Consider the following 14,696-nt stretch of genomic DNA (forward strand, 5'->3'; position numbering starts at 1 on the left):
CGCCCCTCGGGGGGTCGGCGGACCGTCGGCCGACCCCCAGTTCTTGACCGGTCTCCCAGGAACCTCCCAGCAGAGTCCCGTCAGTACTTCACGAGACCGCCGCACCCGCCGCCGCCCGGCCGGGCCGTTCCTGCCCGCTCCCCCGCACGCGGACGGGGCGGGCGGCCGCGCCGCCCGCCCCGCGCCCGACGACCGCTCAGAGCTCCTTGCGGAACGCCTCCGCGGCGGCCAGGAACAGGTCGTTGCCCCGGATCTCGCCGATCGTGACCCGCACGCCCTCGCCCGCGAACGGGCGGACCACCACGCCGGCCTCGGCGCAGGCGGCGGCGAAGTCGAGGGTGCGGTCGCCCAGGCGCAGCCAGACGAAGTTGGCCTCGGAGTCGACGACCGTCCAGCCCTGGGCGCGCAGCGCGGCGGTGACCCGGGTGCGCTCGGCGACCAGGTCCCCGACCCGCTCCAGCAGGGCGTCCTCGGCGCGCAGCGAGGCGACCGCGGCGTCCTGGGCGAGCTGGCTGACGCCGAACGGGACGGCGGTCTTGCGCAGCGCGTCGGCGACCGGCTCGTGGGCGATCGCGAAGCCGACCCGCAGGCCGGCCAGGCCGTACGCCTTGGAGAAGGTGCGCAGCACGCAGACGTTGGGGCGGTCGCGGTAGAGCTCGATGCCGTCGGGGACGTCGGCGTCGCGGATGAACTCGCGGTACGCCTCGTCCAGCACCACCAGGACGTGCGCCGGGACGGCGTCCAGGAAGCGGACCAGCTCCTCGCGGTGCAGGGCCGCGCCGGTCGGGTTGTTGGGGTTGCAGACGAAGACCAGCCGGGTGCGGTCGGTGATCGCGGCGAGCATCGCGTCGAGGTCGTGGGCCTCGTCGGCGGTCAGCGGGACGGGCACGGGGGTGGCGCCGGCGACCTGGGTGATGATCGGGTACGCCTCGAACGAGCGCCAGGCGAAGACGACCTCCTCGCCGGGGCCGGCCGTGGAGAGCACCAGGGACTGGGCGACGCCGACCGAGCCGGTGCCGGTGGCGACGTGCTCGGCGGGGACGCCGAAGCGCTCGGCGAGTTCGGCGACCAGGCCGCTGACCGCCATGTCGGGGTAGCGGTTGAAGTCGCCCGCGGCGGCGATCGCGGCTTCCAGCACGCCGGGCAGCGGCGGGTAGGGGTTCTCGTTGGAGGAGAGCTTGAAGGCGTCGGCTCCGGCGGGCTTGCCCGGCTTGTAGCTGGGGATGCCGTCCAGGCTGGACCGCAGGCGGGGGCCGTGTTCGCGCTGAACCACGGGGTTCTCCGTTTCTTGTTCCTCGGCGGTGGCGACGTTCCGCCCCCGGTCGGGTGCCGTGAACGATACCGACCGCCCTCACCCGTGCGGGTGAGATGCTCGTCCGGGTTACGGGTGCAGTTCAGCCATTCTGCCGGGTTCCTTTGGCACATGTCAGAGGTATCCGGGCCGGAAAACGGCGGTGATCGAAGGGCGTTCACCCGAGCCGTTCATGGAGAAACGTATCTCCAACGTCCGGTAGCGAAGCAGTCACGGAACGCCGTCACGCGCCATACGATCGGTCCGCCATGACAGCAGCAGCCAACCAGAACGGTCGACGGGCTACCGCGTCCCGGCGCCTGGAGCGGGCCGGCATCCGGGACGTCGCGGCGGCCGCCGGCGTGTCCATCACCACCGTCTCGGACGCCCTGAACGGCAAGGGCCGCCTCCCCGACGAGACCCGCAGCCGGGTCCGCGAGGTCGCCGAGCGGCTCGGCTACCGGCCGTCCGCCGCCGCCCGCACCCTGCGCACCGGGCGGTCCGGCCTGATCGGCCTGACCGTCACCACGTACGGCGAAGAGCCGTTCACCTTCACCGAGTTCGCCTACTTCGCCGAGATGGCCCGGGCCGCCACCAGCGCCGCGCTGGGCCGCGGCTACGCCCTGGTCGTGCTGCCCGCCTCCTCCCGGCACGACGTCTGGAGCAACATCGCGCTCGACGGCACGGTGGTGATCGACCCGCCCGACCAGGACCCGCTGGTCACCGAGCTGTACCGGTCCGGCGTCCCGGTGGTCTCCGACGGCAAGCCGGGCAACTGCCCGGTCACCGCCTGGGTCGACAACGACCACGAGGCCGCCGTGCTGGGCATCCTGGAGCACCTGAGCGAGGCCGGCGCCCGCCGGATCGGCCTGCTCACCGGCACCTCCACCGACACCTACACCCGGCTCTCCACCGAGGCGTACCTCGCCTGGTGCGACCGGGTCGGCCAGGAGCCGGTGTACGAGGCGTACCCGGCCCACGACCCGGCCGCCGGGGCGGTGGCCGCCGACCGGCTGCTGGCCCGCCCGGACCGCCCGGACGCGGTGTACGGCCTGTTCGACCCGAACGGCACCGACCTGCTGGCCGCCGCCAGGCGCTACGGGCTGCGCGTCCCGGACGACCTGCTGCTGGTGTGCTGCAGCGAGTCCGACGTGTACGCCAACACCGAACCGCCCATCACCACGCTGTCGCTGAAACCCCGTCGGATCGGCACCACCGTGGTCAACCTGCTGATCGACGCGATCGAGGGGGTCGACGCCGGCACCGGCACCACCCCCGGCCGGCTCTTCCCGCCCCGCTACCGCAGCGCCGGCACCGGCCCGCCGCCCGGCACCCTGATGCCCACCGAACTGATCGTCCGGGCCTCCTCGCAGCGCCGCACCCCGCGCACCACCGTCAGTCCGCCCCGGCCACCGGGCGAGGTGTAGGCGGCCGGGCCGCCCTCCCGGCACCGGTCGATACCCACCCGTAACCGGACGTACCGGACCGGCCGGGAGGCCGCCGCGGGGCGGGGCGGGCGGGTCCACGGAAATCGGATACCGACCAGGTGAGGACGGCAGGAGAGTGCGCTTCCTATGATGGGCGAATGACACCCGAGGACCTCTTCCGCGAACCCGAGCACCCGCACTCGGGCCCCCGCCCCCGCCAGGACCTCGACGTGCTCCCGCAGGGCTCCTACTTCGAACCGGCCGAACCCGCCGGCTACCCGTACGAGGAGACCTACAGCACCTTCGGCGGCGCCCGCTACCTGGAACAGCACTGGGCCCCCGCAAGCCAGTTCGGCGCCGACGCGTCCCCCGCACCCGGGCACTACGCGCCCACCGGGCAGGCCCCGCACGAGGACCCGCCGACCATCGAACTCGGCCCGCCGATCGACACCCAGCCGGTCGAGGTGCACTTCCCGTACCCGCAGCCCGAGCCCGGCGAGGGCCCCGGCCCGCTGTTCGTCATCGGCGACGTGCACGGCTACCTCGACGAGCTGCTCGCCGCCCTCCACCAGCAGGGCCTGATCGACACCGAGGGCCACTGGTCGGCCGGCCGCTCCCGGGTCTGGTTCCTCGGCGACTTCACCGACCGCGGCCCCGACGGCATCGGCGTGATCGACCTGGTCATGCAGCTCGCCGCCGAGGCCGCCGCGGCCGGCGGCTACTGCCGCGCCCTGATGGGCAACCACGAACTGCTCTTCCTCGGCGCCTCCCGCTACGGCGACGAGGCCGTCCAGTCCACCGCCGGCACCGCCTCCTTCCTCGCCGCCTGGCGGCTCAACGGCGGCCAGCAGCACGACCTGGAGCGCCTGCAGCCGCACCACATCAGCTGGCTCTCCCGGCTGCCCGCGATGGCCCTGGAGGACGGCCACCTGCTGCTGCACTCCGACACCACCGCGTACCTGGAGTACGGCGAGACCATCGCCGACGTCAACGACGCCATGCACACCCTGCTCGCCGACGAGGGCATCGACGAGTGGTGGGACGCCTTCCGCAAGTTCACCAAGCGCTTCGCCTTCCGCGGCCAGGCCGGCACCATGGCCGCCCAGGAACTGCTCGCCGTCTACGGCGGCTACCGGGTCGTCCACGGCCACAGCCCGATCCCGTACCTCACCGGCGACCAGCCCGAGGACGGCACCCCGCCGCACGTCCCCGGCCCCTACATCTACGCCGACGAGCTGGCCATCGCGATGGACGGCGGCGTGACCATGGACGGACGCCTGCTGGTCGCCCGGCTGCCGCTGAACTGACCCCGGGCGGGAGGGGCGCGCGGCCGGACGGCCGGGCCGCTGAACACCCGGACGTCAACTGAGCGTTCCGGCAAGGGGGCTGAAGGAACGGAAGTTCCGGAAAGAGGCTGTCGGCCCGCTCCCGCGCACCCCTACCATCGAGGCCACTGACCTCAGTCGACCTCTGACCTCGGTCGACCTCGCGGAACGGGGTACCCCTCCCATGAGCAACCCCCCGCGCCTGCTCGCCGAGGACCGCGCCGACTTCGCGCGCCTGCTCGGCGAAGCGCTGCGCGACACCGGCGTACGCCGGGCCCTCGCCGAACCGGGCGTCCACCTCACCGCCGAACAGCTCCACACCAGGGCGCTCGCCGACGCCGACCGCGTCGCCGCACCCGCCGCCGCCGAGTACGCCCACTACCTGGCGCTGCGCACCGCGCTCGCCGAGCACCCGGGCACCGCGCCGCCCGCCGGGGCCGGGCTGTTCCCCGTCCTGACCGTGCTCACGCCCGTGCTGGCCGGCGCCGCCGGACTCGTCCTGCTGCTGCTCGGCTGGCTGCTGCGGGCCGCCGCACCCGACCTGGTGCTCGGCCGCTCCACCGTCACCGCCGGCGTCCTGGCCCTCGCCGTCGCGGCCGGCGCCCTGCTCATCGGCGGCGCCGGACTCGTCCTCACCGCCCTGCGCAACTCCTCCGCCGCCCCCGGCAGCGCCGACCCCCAGCAGCACGCCGACCTCGCCGAGGCCCGCGAGACCTGGCGCACCGCGCTGCGCGAACGCGCCCTGCTGCCCTGGCTGCACGCCAACCTGGCCGCCGCCCCCGCGTCCGCCCCGCTCCCGCCCGCCCGCACCGCCCCGCCCGACCCGCACCGCCCCGGCTACAGCAGCGCCGCGTACTCCAGCCCCGGCTTCAGCAGCCCCGGCGTCGAAGGGCTGACCGACGACCGGGGCCGCCCGCGCGCGGCCGAGTTCACCGGACCCGGCTACTCCTCCCCCGACTTCACCAGCCCCGGCCCCGAGGGCCTCACCGACGACCGGGGCCGCCCGCGCTCCGACGGCCCCGGCTTCACCGGCCCCAACGAGGTCTGACCCCGCCGACGGGCCGGGTCAGGCCGCCACCTCGGCCCGGACCGCCTTCCCGTACCGCCCCATCGGCTCGACGCCCCAGTCGACCGCCAGGTCCGCCACCAGCCCGAGCCCCCGCCCGCCTCCGGCCCGTCCCGGAACGGGACGCGGCCTCCTGCTCCGTCAGGTCCGAACACCGTGACGCACCGAGGGAGTTCCGCCGGGCTCCGAGCCCAGTGGATCGCCGACGGCCTGCACGGGTCGAGCGGGCGTCCCGCCGCCTCGGTGCGGTTGAGGGGCGGGGTCGTCCGGGTGACCCTGAGGACCGGATCGTCCGCCGCGTCAGCCGAACTGACGACGGCGCTGCTCCGGGTCCTCTCCCGGGGCGACCGGTTCGGGCACAGCACCAAGGCCGGCCGGGAGAGGATCCGGGCCGAGGTCGACCGGGCCTCCGAGGACAAGGTGCCAACGGATGGAAACTCGTCGACCACTACTCGGCCGATCACCCCACCCTGCTGTGGTACGCCGTCGGTGAGGACCCGCAGGGCCTGCTGCCGGCCCAGTCCGGCGACGGCGTCTTCCTGACGCTGGCCGCCGACCGCCGGCGCCGCCTGCTCGTCCTCCCGCCCGACGAGTGGGCCGACCTGTGCGACGCCGCCAAGGCCGGCCGGCTGGACGGGGTGCTGGGCGGGCACGTCCTGTGCGCGGACCCGAACCGGCCGCTGAACCCCGTACCGGCCGCGCACCGGTCGACCGCCTGATCCGGGTCACCGGCCGCCTGATCCGGGCACCGGCCGTGCGGCCCGGTCACCGGCCGCCCGCTCCGGTCACCGGCCGACCGCCCCGGTCACCGGCCGCGCGGCGCCCGCAGGGCCAGCGCCACCGGCACGCCCAGCGCGCACAGCACGGCGCAGCCCGTCCAGACCAGGGTGTACGCGCCCTCCGCGGGCACCTCGGCGCGCAGCACCAGGTGGTCCAGCACCGCCGCCGCGACCACGCCCGCCGCCGCGCCCGCCAGCGACTTCAGGGTGTTGTACACGCCCGTCCCGATGCCGGTCTGGTCGGCCGGCAGGCGCCGCATCAGCAGGGCCGGCAGCAGGCTCAGCCCCAGCCCGGCCCCGTACCCGGCCAGCGCGCCGCCCAGCACGAACTGCCAGGCCGCCGCGTGCCCGAGCGCGATCGTCCCGTAGCCCGCGGCGCACAGCGCGAAACCGGAGCCGAGCACGGCGGGGGCGTCGTGGCGGCGGACCAGCCGGTGGGCCGTCACCGCGCCCAGGGTCGCCGCCACCGTCTGCGGCAGCACCAGCAGGCCGAGCACCAGCGGCACCGCGCCCAGCCCGTAGCCGGTCTCCGCGGGCTGCGCCGCCTGGAACGCCAGCGTCGGCCCCTGCGCCCCGTACAGCGCGCAGCCCAGCAGGAAGCTCAGCCCGAAGACCGGCGCGGTGGCCCGCCGGGCCAGCAGCCGGACGTCCACCATCGGCTCGGCGGCGCGCAGCTCCTGCCGGACGAACAGCGCCAGCAGCAGTGCCCCCGCCGCCAGCAGCGGCAGCACCACCGCGCCCGGCAGCACCCCGCTCGCGCCCAGGCCCGCCAGCAGCAGGGTCAGGCCCAGCGAGAGCAGGCCCGCGCCCGCCCAGTCGATCCGGCCCGCCGCCCGGGTCTCCGACTCCGGGACCAGCCGCCACACCACCGGCAGGGCCAGCAGCGGCAGCGCCGCCAGCGCCCACAGCAGCGGCCGGGTGGCCGCCGGGTCGGCGCCCAGGCCGCCGACCGCGAGCGCGCCCAGCGTCGAGCCGACCGTCAGCGCGCCCACCAGCGGCCCGACCGCCCGGCCGCCGCGTTCCTCGCCGAGGCGGTCGCGCAGGACGGCGAACTCCAGCGGCAGCCAGCAGGCCAGGAAGCCGGACAGCGCCCGGCCCGCCAACAGCACCGGCAGGTCCGGCGCGAGCGCGGTCACCGTGAAGCCCAGCAGGGTCAGCAGGACGGTGGCGCGCAGCAGTCGGCGGTGCCCGTACAGGTCGCCGAGCCGGGAGGTCAGCGGCACCGCGACGCCCGACACCAGGAACTCCGCGCCCAGCGCCAGGCTCAGGTCCGAGGCGCGCAGGTCGAGGTGCTCGCCGAGCCGGGGCAGCAGGATCGGGAACCCGCCCTGGAGCACCCCGCTGGCGAACTCCACCAGGGCCAGCAGCGGCACGGCGGACGGCGCGGCGGACGGCGCGGGACGGGACGGGCGGGCGGCGGTGGCGGTCATCGGCGGTTCCGTGGGGGTGCGGAGGGTGGTGGGGGTGGCGGCAAGGATGGCTAACCTGGAGGCCACCGCCCCGTCCGCGCACGAATCCGTTCCTGCGGCCGACCCCGCGCAAGGATCAGCCATGATCGACGAACTCGACCTGGCGCTCGTCGACGCCCTCCGGGTCGACCCGCGCGCCCCGTGGTCCCGGCTGGCCGCCCCGCTCGGCGTCGACCCCGCGACCCTGTCGCGCCGCTGGGCCCGGCTGACCGCGAACGGCGACGCCTGGGTCACCTGCTACCCCTCCGCCGACCGGATCGGCCGCGGCCTGACCGCCCTGGTCCGGGTCGACTGCCCCGCCGACCGGGTCACCGAGGTCGCCGCGGCCCTCGCCCGGCACCCGCAGACCGCCAGCATCGAACTCGTCACCGGCGACGCCGACCTGCTGCTCACCGTCGCCGCGTACGACCACGCCGCCCTCACCGGCTACCTGCTGGAGCGGCTCGGCACCGTCCCCGGCGTGCTGCGCACCCGCACCACCCTGGTCGAGCGCACCCTGGTCGAGGGCAGCCGCTTCTCCAACGGCGCGCTCGACGCCGAACAGCGCCGCGCCATCGCCGCCCCGCCGCCCGGCGCGGCCCGCCCGGTCGCCGACCGGCGGGTCGAGGAGGACCTGGCGCTCATCCGGGCGCTCGGCGCGGACGGCCGGATGCCCTACGCCGAACTCTCCGCCCGCACCGGCCTGCCCGCCACCACCGTCCGCCGCCGCCTGGCCGAACTGCGGGCCGGCGGCCACGCGGTGCTGCGCTGCGACGCCTCGCCCCGGGTCACCGGCCACCCGGTCGGCGCGATGCTCTGGCTGGACGTCCCGCCCGCCGACCTGCCCGACGCCGCCCGGCGCCTCACCGCCCTCCCGCAGACCCGGATGTGCGCCGTCACCGTCGGCCCCGCGAACCTCGCCCTCTACCTGATCGCCCCCCAACTCCCCGACCTGCGCCGGATCGAACAGGACCTCGCCCACCACCACCCGGCGATCCGGGTCCGCGACCGCCACGTCACCCTGCGCACCCTCAAACTGGTCGGCCACCTCCTCACCCCGGACGGCCGCCGGACGGACTACGTCCCGATCGAGCCCTGACCGGGCGGCGCCGCCGGCGGCCCCACCGCGTCCCGCCGGTTCACCGCGTCCCGCCGAATCACCGCGTCCTACCGGCTCACCGCGCCCCGCCGGTTCACCGCGTCCTGCCGAGCGCCAGCGCCGCCAGCAGGGCCGCCGCGTCGCCCAGGACGCCGTCGTCGAAGCGGGCCTCGGCGGAGTGGTTGTAGGGGGCGGTGAACGGGTCGGCGTCCGCGGGGCAGGCGCCGACCATGACGTACGCGGCGGGGACGTGCTCGGCCAGGACGCCGAAGTCCTCGGAGCCGGCCAGCGGGCGCGGCATCTCGACGTAGCTCTGCTCGCCCAGCAGTCGACGGACGGTCCGCTCCGCGTACGCGGCTTCCGCCGGGTCGTTGGCCGTCACCGGGTAGCCGTGCTCGACCACCGCGTCGACCTGGCAGCCGTGCGCCTCGCCGATGCCGCGGACCACCCGGACGGCCTCGGCGAGCACCAGCTCGCGGGCCGCGGTGGAGAAGGAGCGGATGGTGGCGCCGAAGGCGGCCTCGTCGGGGATGACGTTCTCCGCGGTGCCCGCGTGGAAGGTGCCGACGGTCAGCACGACCGGGTCGAAGGCGTCGAAGCGGCGGGTGACCATGGTCTGCAGGGCCAGGATCGCCTCGCACGCGGCGGGCACCGGATCGGTGGCCAGGTGCGGGCTGGAGCCGTGGCCGCCGCGGCCCCGGACCACCACCCGCAGGGTGTCGGAGGCGGCCATGATCGGGCCGGGCCGCCCGGCCACGTAGCCGGCCGGCAGCAGCGCGGCGCCGACGTGCAGGGCGTACGCGGCGACGACCCGCTCACCGGCCGCGTCCAGGACGCCGTCCTCGACCATCAGGGCCGCGCCGCCCCCGCCCTCCTCGCCGGGCTGGAACATGAACACCACGCTGCCGGCCAGCTGTTCGCGGCGGGCGGCGAGCAGTCTCGCCGCGCCGACCAGCGCGGCGGTGTGCAGGTCGTGGCCGCAGGCGTGCATCGTGCCGGGGTTCTCCGAGGCGTACGGCAGGCCGGTGTTCTCCTGCACCGGCAGGCCGTCGAGGTCGGCGCGCAGCAGCACGGCGGGGCCGGGGCGGGCGCCGCGCAGGACGGCGGTGACGGAGGAGAGCCGCTCGCCGAGGGTGATCTCCAGCGGGAGGCCGTCGAGGGCGGCGAGGATCCGGTCCCGGGTGCGGGGCAGGTGGAGTCCGATCTCGGGGTCGCGGTGCAGGGCGCGCCGCAGGTCGACGAGTTCGGGGTGGAGCGCGGCGGCGGCGCGGCGCAGCTCGTCGAGCGGGGGGTGAACGTCGGCCGGCATGGGGACGCCTCCTGGGTGGACGGGGAGCGGACGGTTCTCCCGCATCCTCGCCCCGGCGGGCCTCCGACCGGCCAGGACGCACGGATCACCCGCGAGCGGCGGGTGCCGCGCACGGATCTTCCAGCCCGGCGGCGGACGGCGCGGCGGGGGCCGGTACGGCAGGGACGGCTGGCGCGGCAGGAACGGCCGGTGCCGCGGGGGCGGTGGTCGGCGCGGCACCGCCGGACGCGGCGCCGCCGGACGCGGCGGCGGCCAGCAGGGCGGCGGCGATCGCCCGGGCCTCGGCGGCGGGGGCGGGGGTGCCCTCGCGCAGCGCGGTGACGATCGCGCCGTCCATCAGCAGGACCAGCCGCCGGGCCAGGCCGACGGCCCCGTCCGGCCGGTACCCCTCGTCGCCGAGCAGCCCGGCGATGTATCCGGTGACCTGCTCCTTGTGCGCGGCGGCGACCCGGTGGGCGGCACTGCCCGGATCGGCGCTCTCGACGATGGCGTTGATGAAGGCGCACCCGCGGAAGTCGGCCCGGGCGAAACGCTCCGCCAGCGCGTCGAACACGTCGAGCGGCCGACCCCCCAGCTCGGCGACCCGGGCCGCCAGCCACGCGCGCCAGTCACGGTCGCGGCGGGTGAGGACGGCGACGACCAGTTCGTCCTTCCCGGTGAAGTGCCGGTAGAAGGAGGCCCGGCCGACGCCGGACTCGGCGAGGATCCGCTCCACCCCGACCGCCCGGACGCCCTCGGCGTAGAACAGCGCCTCGGCGGTGTCGAGCAGACGGGCGCGCGCACGGGTGGCCATGTCGCCCAGGCTAGTGGGTGGTCGGCGCACGGCGGCACCGATCGGTACCGTCCGGGGGCGCCCATCGGCCCGGCGACCGCGCCCACGGTGGCCGCCCCCCGCTCACGATGGCAACGTCGCACCCAACTCCCTTGCCATACCTGCCGATTCGCCCCGAACGCGCGACCCGGCTGCCACAATGAGCCCCATGAAGCGTCCGCGCCGCACCGCCGGCTCCGCCGCCGTCCTGCTCCTCTGCGCCCTCGGCACCGCCGCCTGCGACCCCGGCACCCCCGCCGGCGCCCCCGTCGAACGGACGGTGGCCTCCTTCACCACCGACCAGCCGCTGAGCGGGGACGCGCTCACCCGGGCCGCCGAACAGCTGCGCCGACGAGCCGAGTTGCTGGGGCTGGCCGATCCGAAGGTGACCACCGACGCCGGTGTCCTCGCGCTCTCCGTGGCCGGCCCGATCGGCGACCGGCTCGCCGCACTCACCCACCGGCCCGCCCTGGAGTTCCGCCCGGTCCTCGCCACCGCGGCCGCCGGCACTACCCCCGCCGCCCCGGCGGAGGGCACCGTCCCGGCCGAGCTGACGGACCGCTTCGCCGCCCTGGACTGCACCACCGCCGTACCCGCCCCCGACCCCGGCACCCTGGCCTGCGACCGCACCCAACCGTCCCGGGGAACCTGGAAGTTCGCCCTCGGCCCGGTCGCCCTCAAGGGCACCGACATCGCCGACAGCACCGCCGTCCTCGACCGGAACGGCTCCGGCTGGCAGGTACAGGTGGACTTCACCCCGGCCGGCAGCACCGCCTTCGCCGACCTCACCGGCCGGATCGCCGTCCTCGACCCCCCGGCCAACCAACTCGCCATCCTGCTGGACGGCGCCGTCCTCTCCCACCCAGCCGTCACCCAGGCCATCACCGGCGGACAGGCCGCCCTCACCGGCTCCTTCACCGCGGACGAGGCCAAGTCCCTCGCCGCCCAACTCGCCACCCCCGCCCTCCCCGACGGCCTCCGCCCGGCCACCTGACCCCACCGCCACGACAGGCGAGCACCGCCGCAGAACGCCGGGCAGCGCATCGGTTTCGAACGGTGGCCGGAGCGGAGCGCGACCCTCCCGGCGCCTACAGGCAGATCCAGCAGTAGAGCTGCTCGCCGGCTGCGCGGGCGCGCCTGGCGAGTCGGATCAACTCCTCGGCCAGCGGCTGCATGTCGTCGGCGCCGGCCGGGTGCAGCTCCTCCGCCCGCACCCACCGGGCGACGACCGTCGGCACGTCCGCGTCACGCACCCCGGCCAGGGTGTCCCGGACCGCGGTGTCGAGCTCCACCACCCACGGGCCGGTGGCCCAGGGGTCGTCCTCGTCCCGCGGGCCGCCCGGCCCGGGCGCCGGGGTGGTCGGCCAGACCGGCCGGTCGGCCACCAGGCCGGCCGTCCAGGGGACTCGGCGGACGGCGGCGACCAGCTCCCCCAGCACGAGGTCCGGGTCCAGGCGCTTGGCCTCGACCCCGTCGAAGTGGGGGTCCGCGCCGCCGACGAGCAGGCGATCGTCGGCGTGCTCCAGCGCTCGCACGACCGAAGCCGCATCGGCCGCGCGGAAGTAGTCGGTCAGCACACCCACGGGTCTCCTCCCCACACGGTCGTCCGCCAGCCGGAAGTAGACCAGCCACGACCGACACCGACACCGACCGGAGCACCGCGCCGGTCGAGGACGGACCGGTCGAGGACGGACCGAGGAGAGCCGACTGGATCTCGTAGTCGAGAGCGGACGTCTGCACGATGCAGATACCCGCTGAACCGTCCCTCGGGCAGCGGCGGACGAGCGGCGGAACCGCGAAGAGCGGCCCCGGAAGGCGAGAACTCCCGGGGCCGTTCTCGCACGCGGTGCGTCAGTCGGCCAGCGGCAGGTAGACCCGGTTGCCCCGGGCGGCGAACTCCTCGGACTTCTCGGCCATGCCGGCCAGGGCGACGCGTTCGGCCTGTTCGGCCTCGCCGCCGTGTTCGTCGCGGATCTGGTGGCTGATCTTCATGGAGCAGAACTTGGGACCGCACATGGAGCAGAAGTGCGCGGTCTTGGCGGGTTCGGCGGGGAGGGTCTCGTCGTGGAAGGCGCGGGCGGTCTCCGGGTCGAGGGCCAGGTTGAACTGGTCCTCCCAGCGGAACTCGAAGCGGGCGTCGGAGAGGGCGTCGTCCCAGAGCTGGGCGCCGGGGTGGCCCTTGGCGAGGTCGGCGGCGTGGGCGGCGATCTTGTAGGTGATGACGCCGGTCTTGACGTCGTCGCGGTCGGGGAGGCCGAGGTGTTCCTTAGGGGTGACGTAGCAGAGCATCGCGGTGCCCCACCAGGCGATCATCGCGGCGCCGATGCCGGAGGTGATGTGGTCGTAGCCGGGGGCGACGTCGGTGGTCAGCGGGCCGAGGGTGTAGAACGGCGCCTCGTCGCAGATCTCCTTCTGGAGGTCCATGTTCTCGCGGATCTTGTGCATCGGGACGTGTCCGGGGCCCTCGATCATCACCTGGACGTCCTTGGCGCGGGCGATCCGGCCGAGTTCGCCGAGGGTGGTGAGTTCGGCGAACTGGGCCTCGTCGTTGGCGTCGGCGATCGAGCCGGGGCGCAGGCCGTCGCCGAGCGAGAAGGTGACGTCGTAGGCGCGCAGCAGGTCGCAGAGTTCCTCGAAGTGGGTGTGGAGGAAGTTCTCCCGGTGGTGCGCGAGGCACCAGGCGGCCATGATCGAGCCGCCGCGCGAGACGATGCCGGTCTTGCGGCGGGCGGTGAGCGGGACGTACCGCAGCAGCACGCCGGCGTGCACGGTCATGTAGTCGACGCCCTGTTCGCACTGTTCGAGCACGGTGTCGCGGTAGACCTCCCAGCTGAGGTCCTCGGCCCGGCCGTCGACCTTCTCCAGCGCCTGGTAGAGCGGGACGGTGCCGATCGGGACGGGGGAGTTGCGCAGGATCCACTCGCGGGTGGTGTGGATGTTGCGGCCGGTGGAGAGGTCCATGACGGTGTCGGCGCCCCAGCGGGTGGCCCAGGTCATCTTCTCGACCTCCTCCTCGATGGAGGAGGTGACCGCCGAGTTGCCGATGTTGGCGTTGATTTTCACCAGGAAGTCGGTGCCGATGATCGCGGGTTCGACCTCGGGGTGGTTCACGTTGACCGGGATGACGGCCCGTCCGCTCGCCACCCGCTCGCGGACGTACTCCGGCTCCAGGCCTTCCCGGATCGCCACGAACTCCATCTCGGGGGTGATCAACCCGCGCTTGGCGTAGCCGAGTTGGGTGACGGCGACGCCGTCGCGGGCGCGCAGCGGGCGGCGCGGCCGGCCGGGGAAGACGGCGTCCAGGTTGCGCAGGTCGCCGCCGCGCGGGGCGGTGTGCCTGATCCCGTCGTCCTCGGGCCGGGCCTCGCGGCCCTCGTACTCCTCGACGTCGCCGCGCTGGCGGATCCAGGCGTCGCGCAGCGCGGGCAGCCCGCGCCGGACGTCGGCGGGGTGGGACGGGTCGGTGTACGGCCCGGAGGTGTCGTACAGCGGGACGGTGCGCCCGTCGGTGAGGTGGACCTCGCGGTAGGGGACCCGCAGGTCGGGGCGACTGCCCTGGTGGTACGCCTTGCGCCAGGCCGGGGTCGGGTACCCGGTGGCGGCCGGCTGCTGGGCGGACGTGTGCTCGTTCAAGGTGGTCATGCGACCTTCCACTCCCTACGCCGGCATTACCCGGTCAGGTTCCTGCGGTCGGCGCAGCAGGTGGTACGCGGGCCCGCGTACCGTCAGCGCCCTCTCAGCCCGGTGCTCCGAGCTCCCGTTCCGCGCGGGCGTTCACCGCCCGCGTTCGCTGCTCACCGTAGGGCACCGGACGCGGAGGGTCCAGGGCGCCGCCGGTCGCCGGCCTGTCCGGGCCGCTCGCGGGGTGGAAGAATCGCCGGGGTGATCGGACTGGTGGGGCGGGTGACGGGGCGGATCGGCGCGGGCCTGGTGGGCGAGGTGATGGTGCGCGTTCCCGAACGCCAGGGCAGCGAGGCGTTCCTGGCGTACCGGGCGGTGCCGGGCGAGCCGCTGGAGTCGGGCACCATGGTGGTCGTGGTCGATTACCAGCCACCGCGCACGGTGTACGTCGAGCCGTACTGACGGCGCCTCACCAAGCCCGGGCAAACCCCGTGCAACGGTTTCGAGACAGTGGGCGCTC

12 protein-coding genes and 1 riboswitch are annotated in these 14,696 nt (G+C 75.3%); of the genes, 6 read left to right on the forward strand and 6 right to left on the reverse strand.

The window, feature by feature from the left end:
- Window positions 1-196: 196 nt before the first annotated feature.
- Complete coding sequence (gene hisC, locus K353_RS22360; RefSeq protein WP_111555341.1) at window positions 197-1,273, reverse strand: histidinol-phosphate transaminase; 1,077 nt, start codon at window positions 1,271-1,273, stop codon at window positions 197-199.
- A gap of 287 nt (window positions 1,274-1,560) precedes the next feature.
- Here hisC and K353_RS22365 point away from each other — a divergent pair, with 287 nt between their 5' ends.
- The 3 genes from K353_RS22365 (at window position 1,561) to K353_RS22375 (ending at window position 5,091) form a co-directional block, all read left to right on the forward strand.
- Complete coding sequence (locus K353_RS22365) at window positions 1,561-2,718, forward strand: LacI family DNA-binding transcriptional regulator (RefSeq protein ID WP_111555342.1); 1,158 nt, start codon at window positions 1,561-1,563, stop codon at window positions 2,716-2,718.
- Between the two features lie 158 nt (window positions 2,719-2,876).
- Window positions 2,877-4,025 (forward strand): metallophosphoesterase, encoded by a 1,149-nt coding sequence (locus K353_RS22370; protein ID WP_111555343.1) that lies wholly within the window; start codon window positions 2,877-2,879, stop codon window positions 4,023-4,025.
- A gap of 202 nt (window positions 4,026-4,227) precedes the next feature.
- On the forward strand, window positions 4,228-5,091 hold the full coding sequence (locus K353_RS22375) for a hypothetical protein (protein WP_111555344.1): 864 nt from the start codon (window positions 4,228-4,230) through the stop codon (window positions 5,089-5,091).
- Between the two features lie 823 nt (window positions 5,092-5,914).
- Here K353_RS22375 and K353_RS22380 read toward each other — a convergent pair.
- A complete protein-coding gene (locus tag K353_RS22380) occupies window positions 5,915-7,318 on the reverse strand; it encodes an MFS transporter (protein ID WP_158585463.1) in 1,404 nt (467 codons plus the stop codon).
- A 121-nt stretch (window positions 7,319-7,439) separates the two neighbouring features.
- Between K353_RS22380 and K353_RS22385 the strand changes: the two genes are divergently transcribed.
- Window positions 7,440-8,435, forward strand: coding sequence for an Lrp/AsnC family transcriptional regulator (locus K353_RS22385; protein ID WP_111555346.1), 996 nt, complete (start codon window positions 7,440-7,442; stop codon window positions 8,433-8,435).
- 94 nt (window positions 8,436-8,529) lie between these two features.
- Here the strand turns inward: K353_RS22385 and K353_RS22390 are convergent, their stop codons facing one another.
- Both K353_RS22390 and K353_RS22395 read right to left on the reverse strand, forming a co-directional pair.
- A complete protein-coding gene (locus tag K353_RS22390; protein WP_199528206.1) occupies window positions 8,530-9,744 on the reverse strand; it encodes a M20 family metallopeptidase in 1,215 nt (404 codons plus the stop codon).
- Between the two features lie 85 nt (window positions 9,745-9,829).
- Complete coding sequence (locus tag K353_RS22395; RefSeq protein ID WP_111555347.1) at window positions 9,830-10,537, reverse strand: TetR/AcrR family transcriptional regulator; 708 nt, start codon at window positions 10,535-10,537, stop codon at window positions 9,830-9,832.
- Window positions 10,538-10,724: 187 nt separating this feature from the next.
- Between K353_RS22395 and K353_RS22400 the strand changes: the two genes are divergently transcribed.
- Window positions 10,725-11,549 carry a hypothetical protein gene (locus K353_RS22400; protein WP_111555348.1) on the forward strand — a complete coding sequence of 275 codons (825 nt, stop codon included), beginning with the start codon at window positions 10,725-10,727 and terminating at the stop codon, window positions 11,547-11,549.
- 94 nt (window positions 11,550-11,643) lie between these two features.
- Here the strand turns inward: K353_RS22400 and K353_RS22405 are convergent, their stop codons facing one another.
- The gene (locus tag K353_RS22405; RefSeq protein WP_111555349.1) at window positions 11,644-12,138 is read right to left on the reverse strand and encodes a hypothetical protein; all 495 of its coding nucleotides are present in this window, start codon (window positions 12,136-12,138) and stop codon (window positions 11,644-11,646) included.
- Between the two features lie 268 nt (window positions 12,139-12,406).
- Window positions 12,407-14,197 carry a phosphomethylpyrimidine synthase ThiC gene (gene thiC, locus K353_RS22410; protein WP_111555350.1) on the reverse strand — a complete coding sequence of 597 codons (1,791 nt, stop codon included), beginning with the start codon at window positions 14,195-14,197 and terminating at the stop codon, window positions 12,407-12,409.
- A 12-nt stretch (window positions 14,198-14,209) separates the two neighbouring features.
- A riboswitch (TPP riboswitch) is annotated at window positions 14,210-14,316 on the reverse strand.
- A 121-nt stretch (window positions 14,317-14,437) separates the two neighbouring features.
- Between thiC and K353_RS22415 the strand changes: the two genes are divergently transcribed.
- On the forward strand, window positions 14,438-14,638 hold the full coding sequence (locus K353_RS22415; protein ID WP_111555351.1) for a hypothetical protein: 201 nt from the start codon (window positions 14,438-14,440) through the stop codon (window positions 14,636-14,638).
- The last annotated feature ends 58 nt before the right edge of the window (window positions 14,639-14,696 follow it).

Source organism: Kitasatospora sp. SolWspMP-SS2h (assembly GCF_003259315.1).
Classification (GTDB): domain Bacteria; phylum Actinomycetota; class Actinomycetes; order Streptomycetales; family Streptomycetaceae; genus Kitasatospora; species Kitasatospora fiedleri.

Bases quoted from the DNA above. Each gene is read 5' to 3' on its own strand.
- K353_RS22380 (WP_158585463.1), bottom strand. From the start codon at position 7,318: ATGACCGCCACCGCCGCCCGCCCGTCCCGTCCCGCGCCGTCCGCCGCG.
- K353_RS22400 (WP_111555348.1), top strand. From the start codon at position 10,725: ATGAAGCGTCCGCGCCGCACCGCCGGCTCCGCCGCCGTCCTGCTCCTC.
- K353_RS22385 (WP_111555346.1), top strand. From the start codon at position 7,440: ATGATCGACGAACTCGACCTGGCGCTCGTCGACGCCCTCCGGGTCGAC.
- K353_RS22365 (WP_111555342.1), top strand. From the start codon at position 1,561: ATGACAGCAGCAGCCAACCAGAACGGTCGACGGGCTACCGCGTCCCGG.
- K353_RS22370 (WP_111555343.1), top strand. From the start codon at position 2,877: ATGACACCCGAGGACCTCTTCCGCGAACCCGAGCACCCGCACTCGGGC.
- thiC (WP_111555350.1), bottom strand. From the start codon at position 14,197: ATGACCACCTTGAACGAGCACACGTCCGCCCAGCAGCCGGCCGCCACC.
- K353_RS22395 (WP_111555347.1), bottom strand. From the start codon at position 10,537: ATGGCCACCCGTGCGCGCGCCCGTCTGCTCGACACCGCCGAGGCGCTG.
- K353_RS22375 (WP_111555344.1), top strand. From the start codon at position 4,228: ATGAGCAACCCCCCGCGCCTGCTCGCCGAGGACCGCGCCGACTTCGCG.
- K353_RS22390 (WP_199528206.1), bottom strand. From the start codon at position 9,744: ATGCCGGCCGACGTTCACCCCCCGCTCGACGAGCTGCGCCGCGCCGCC.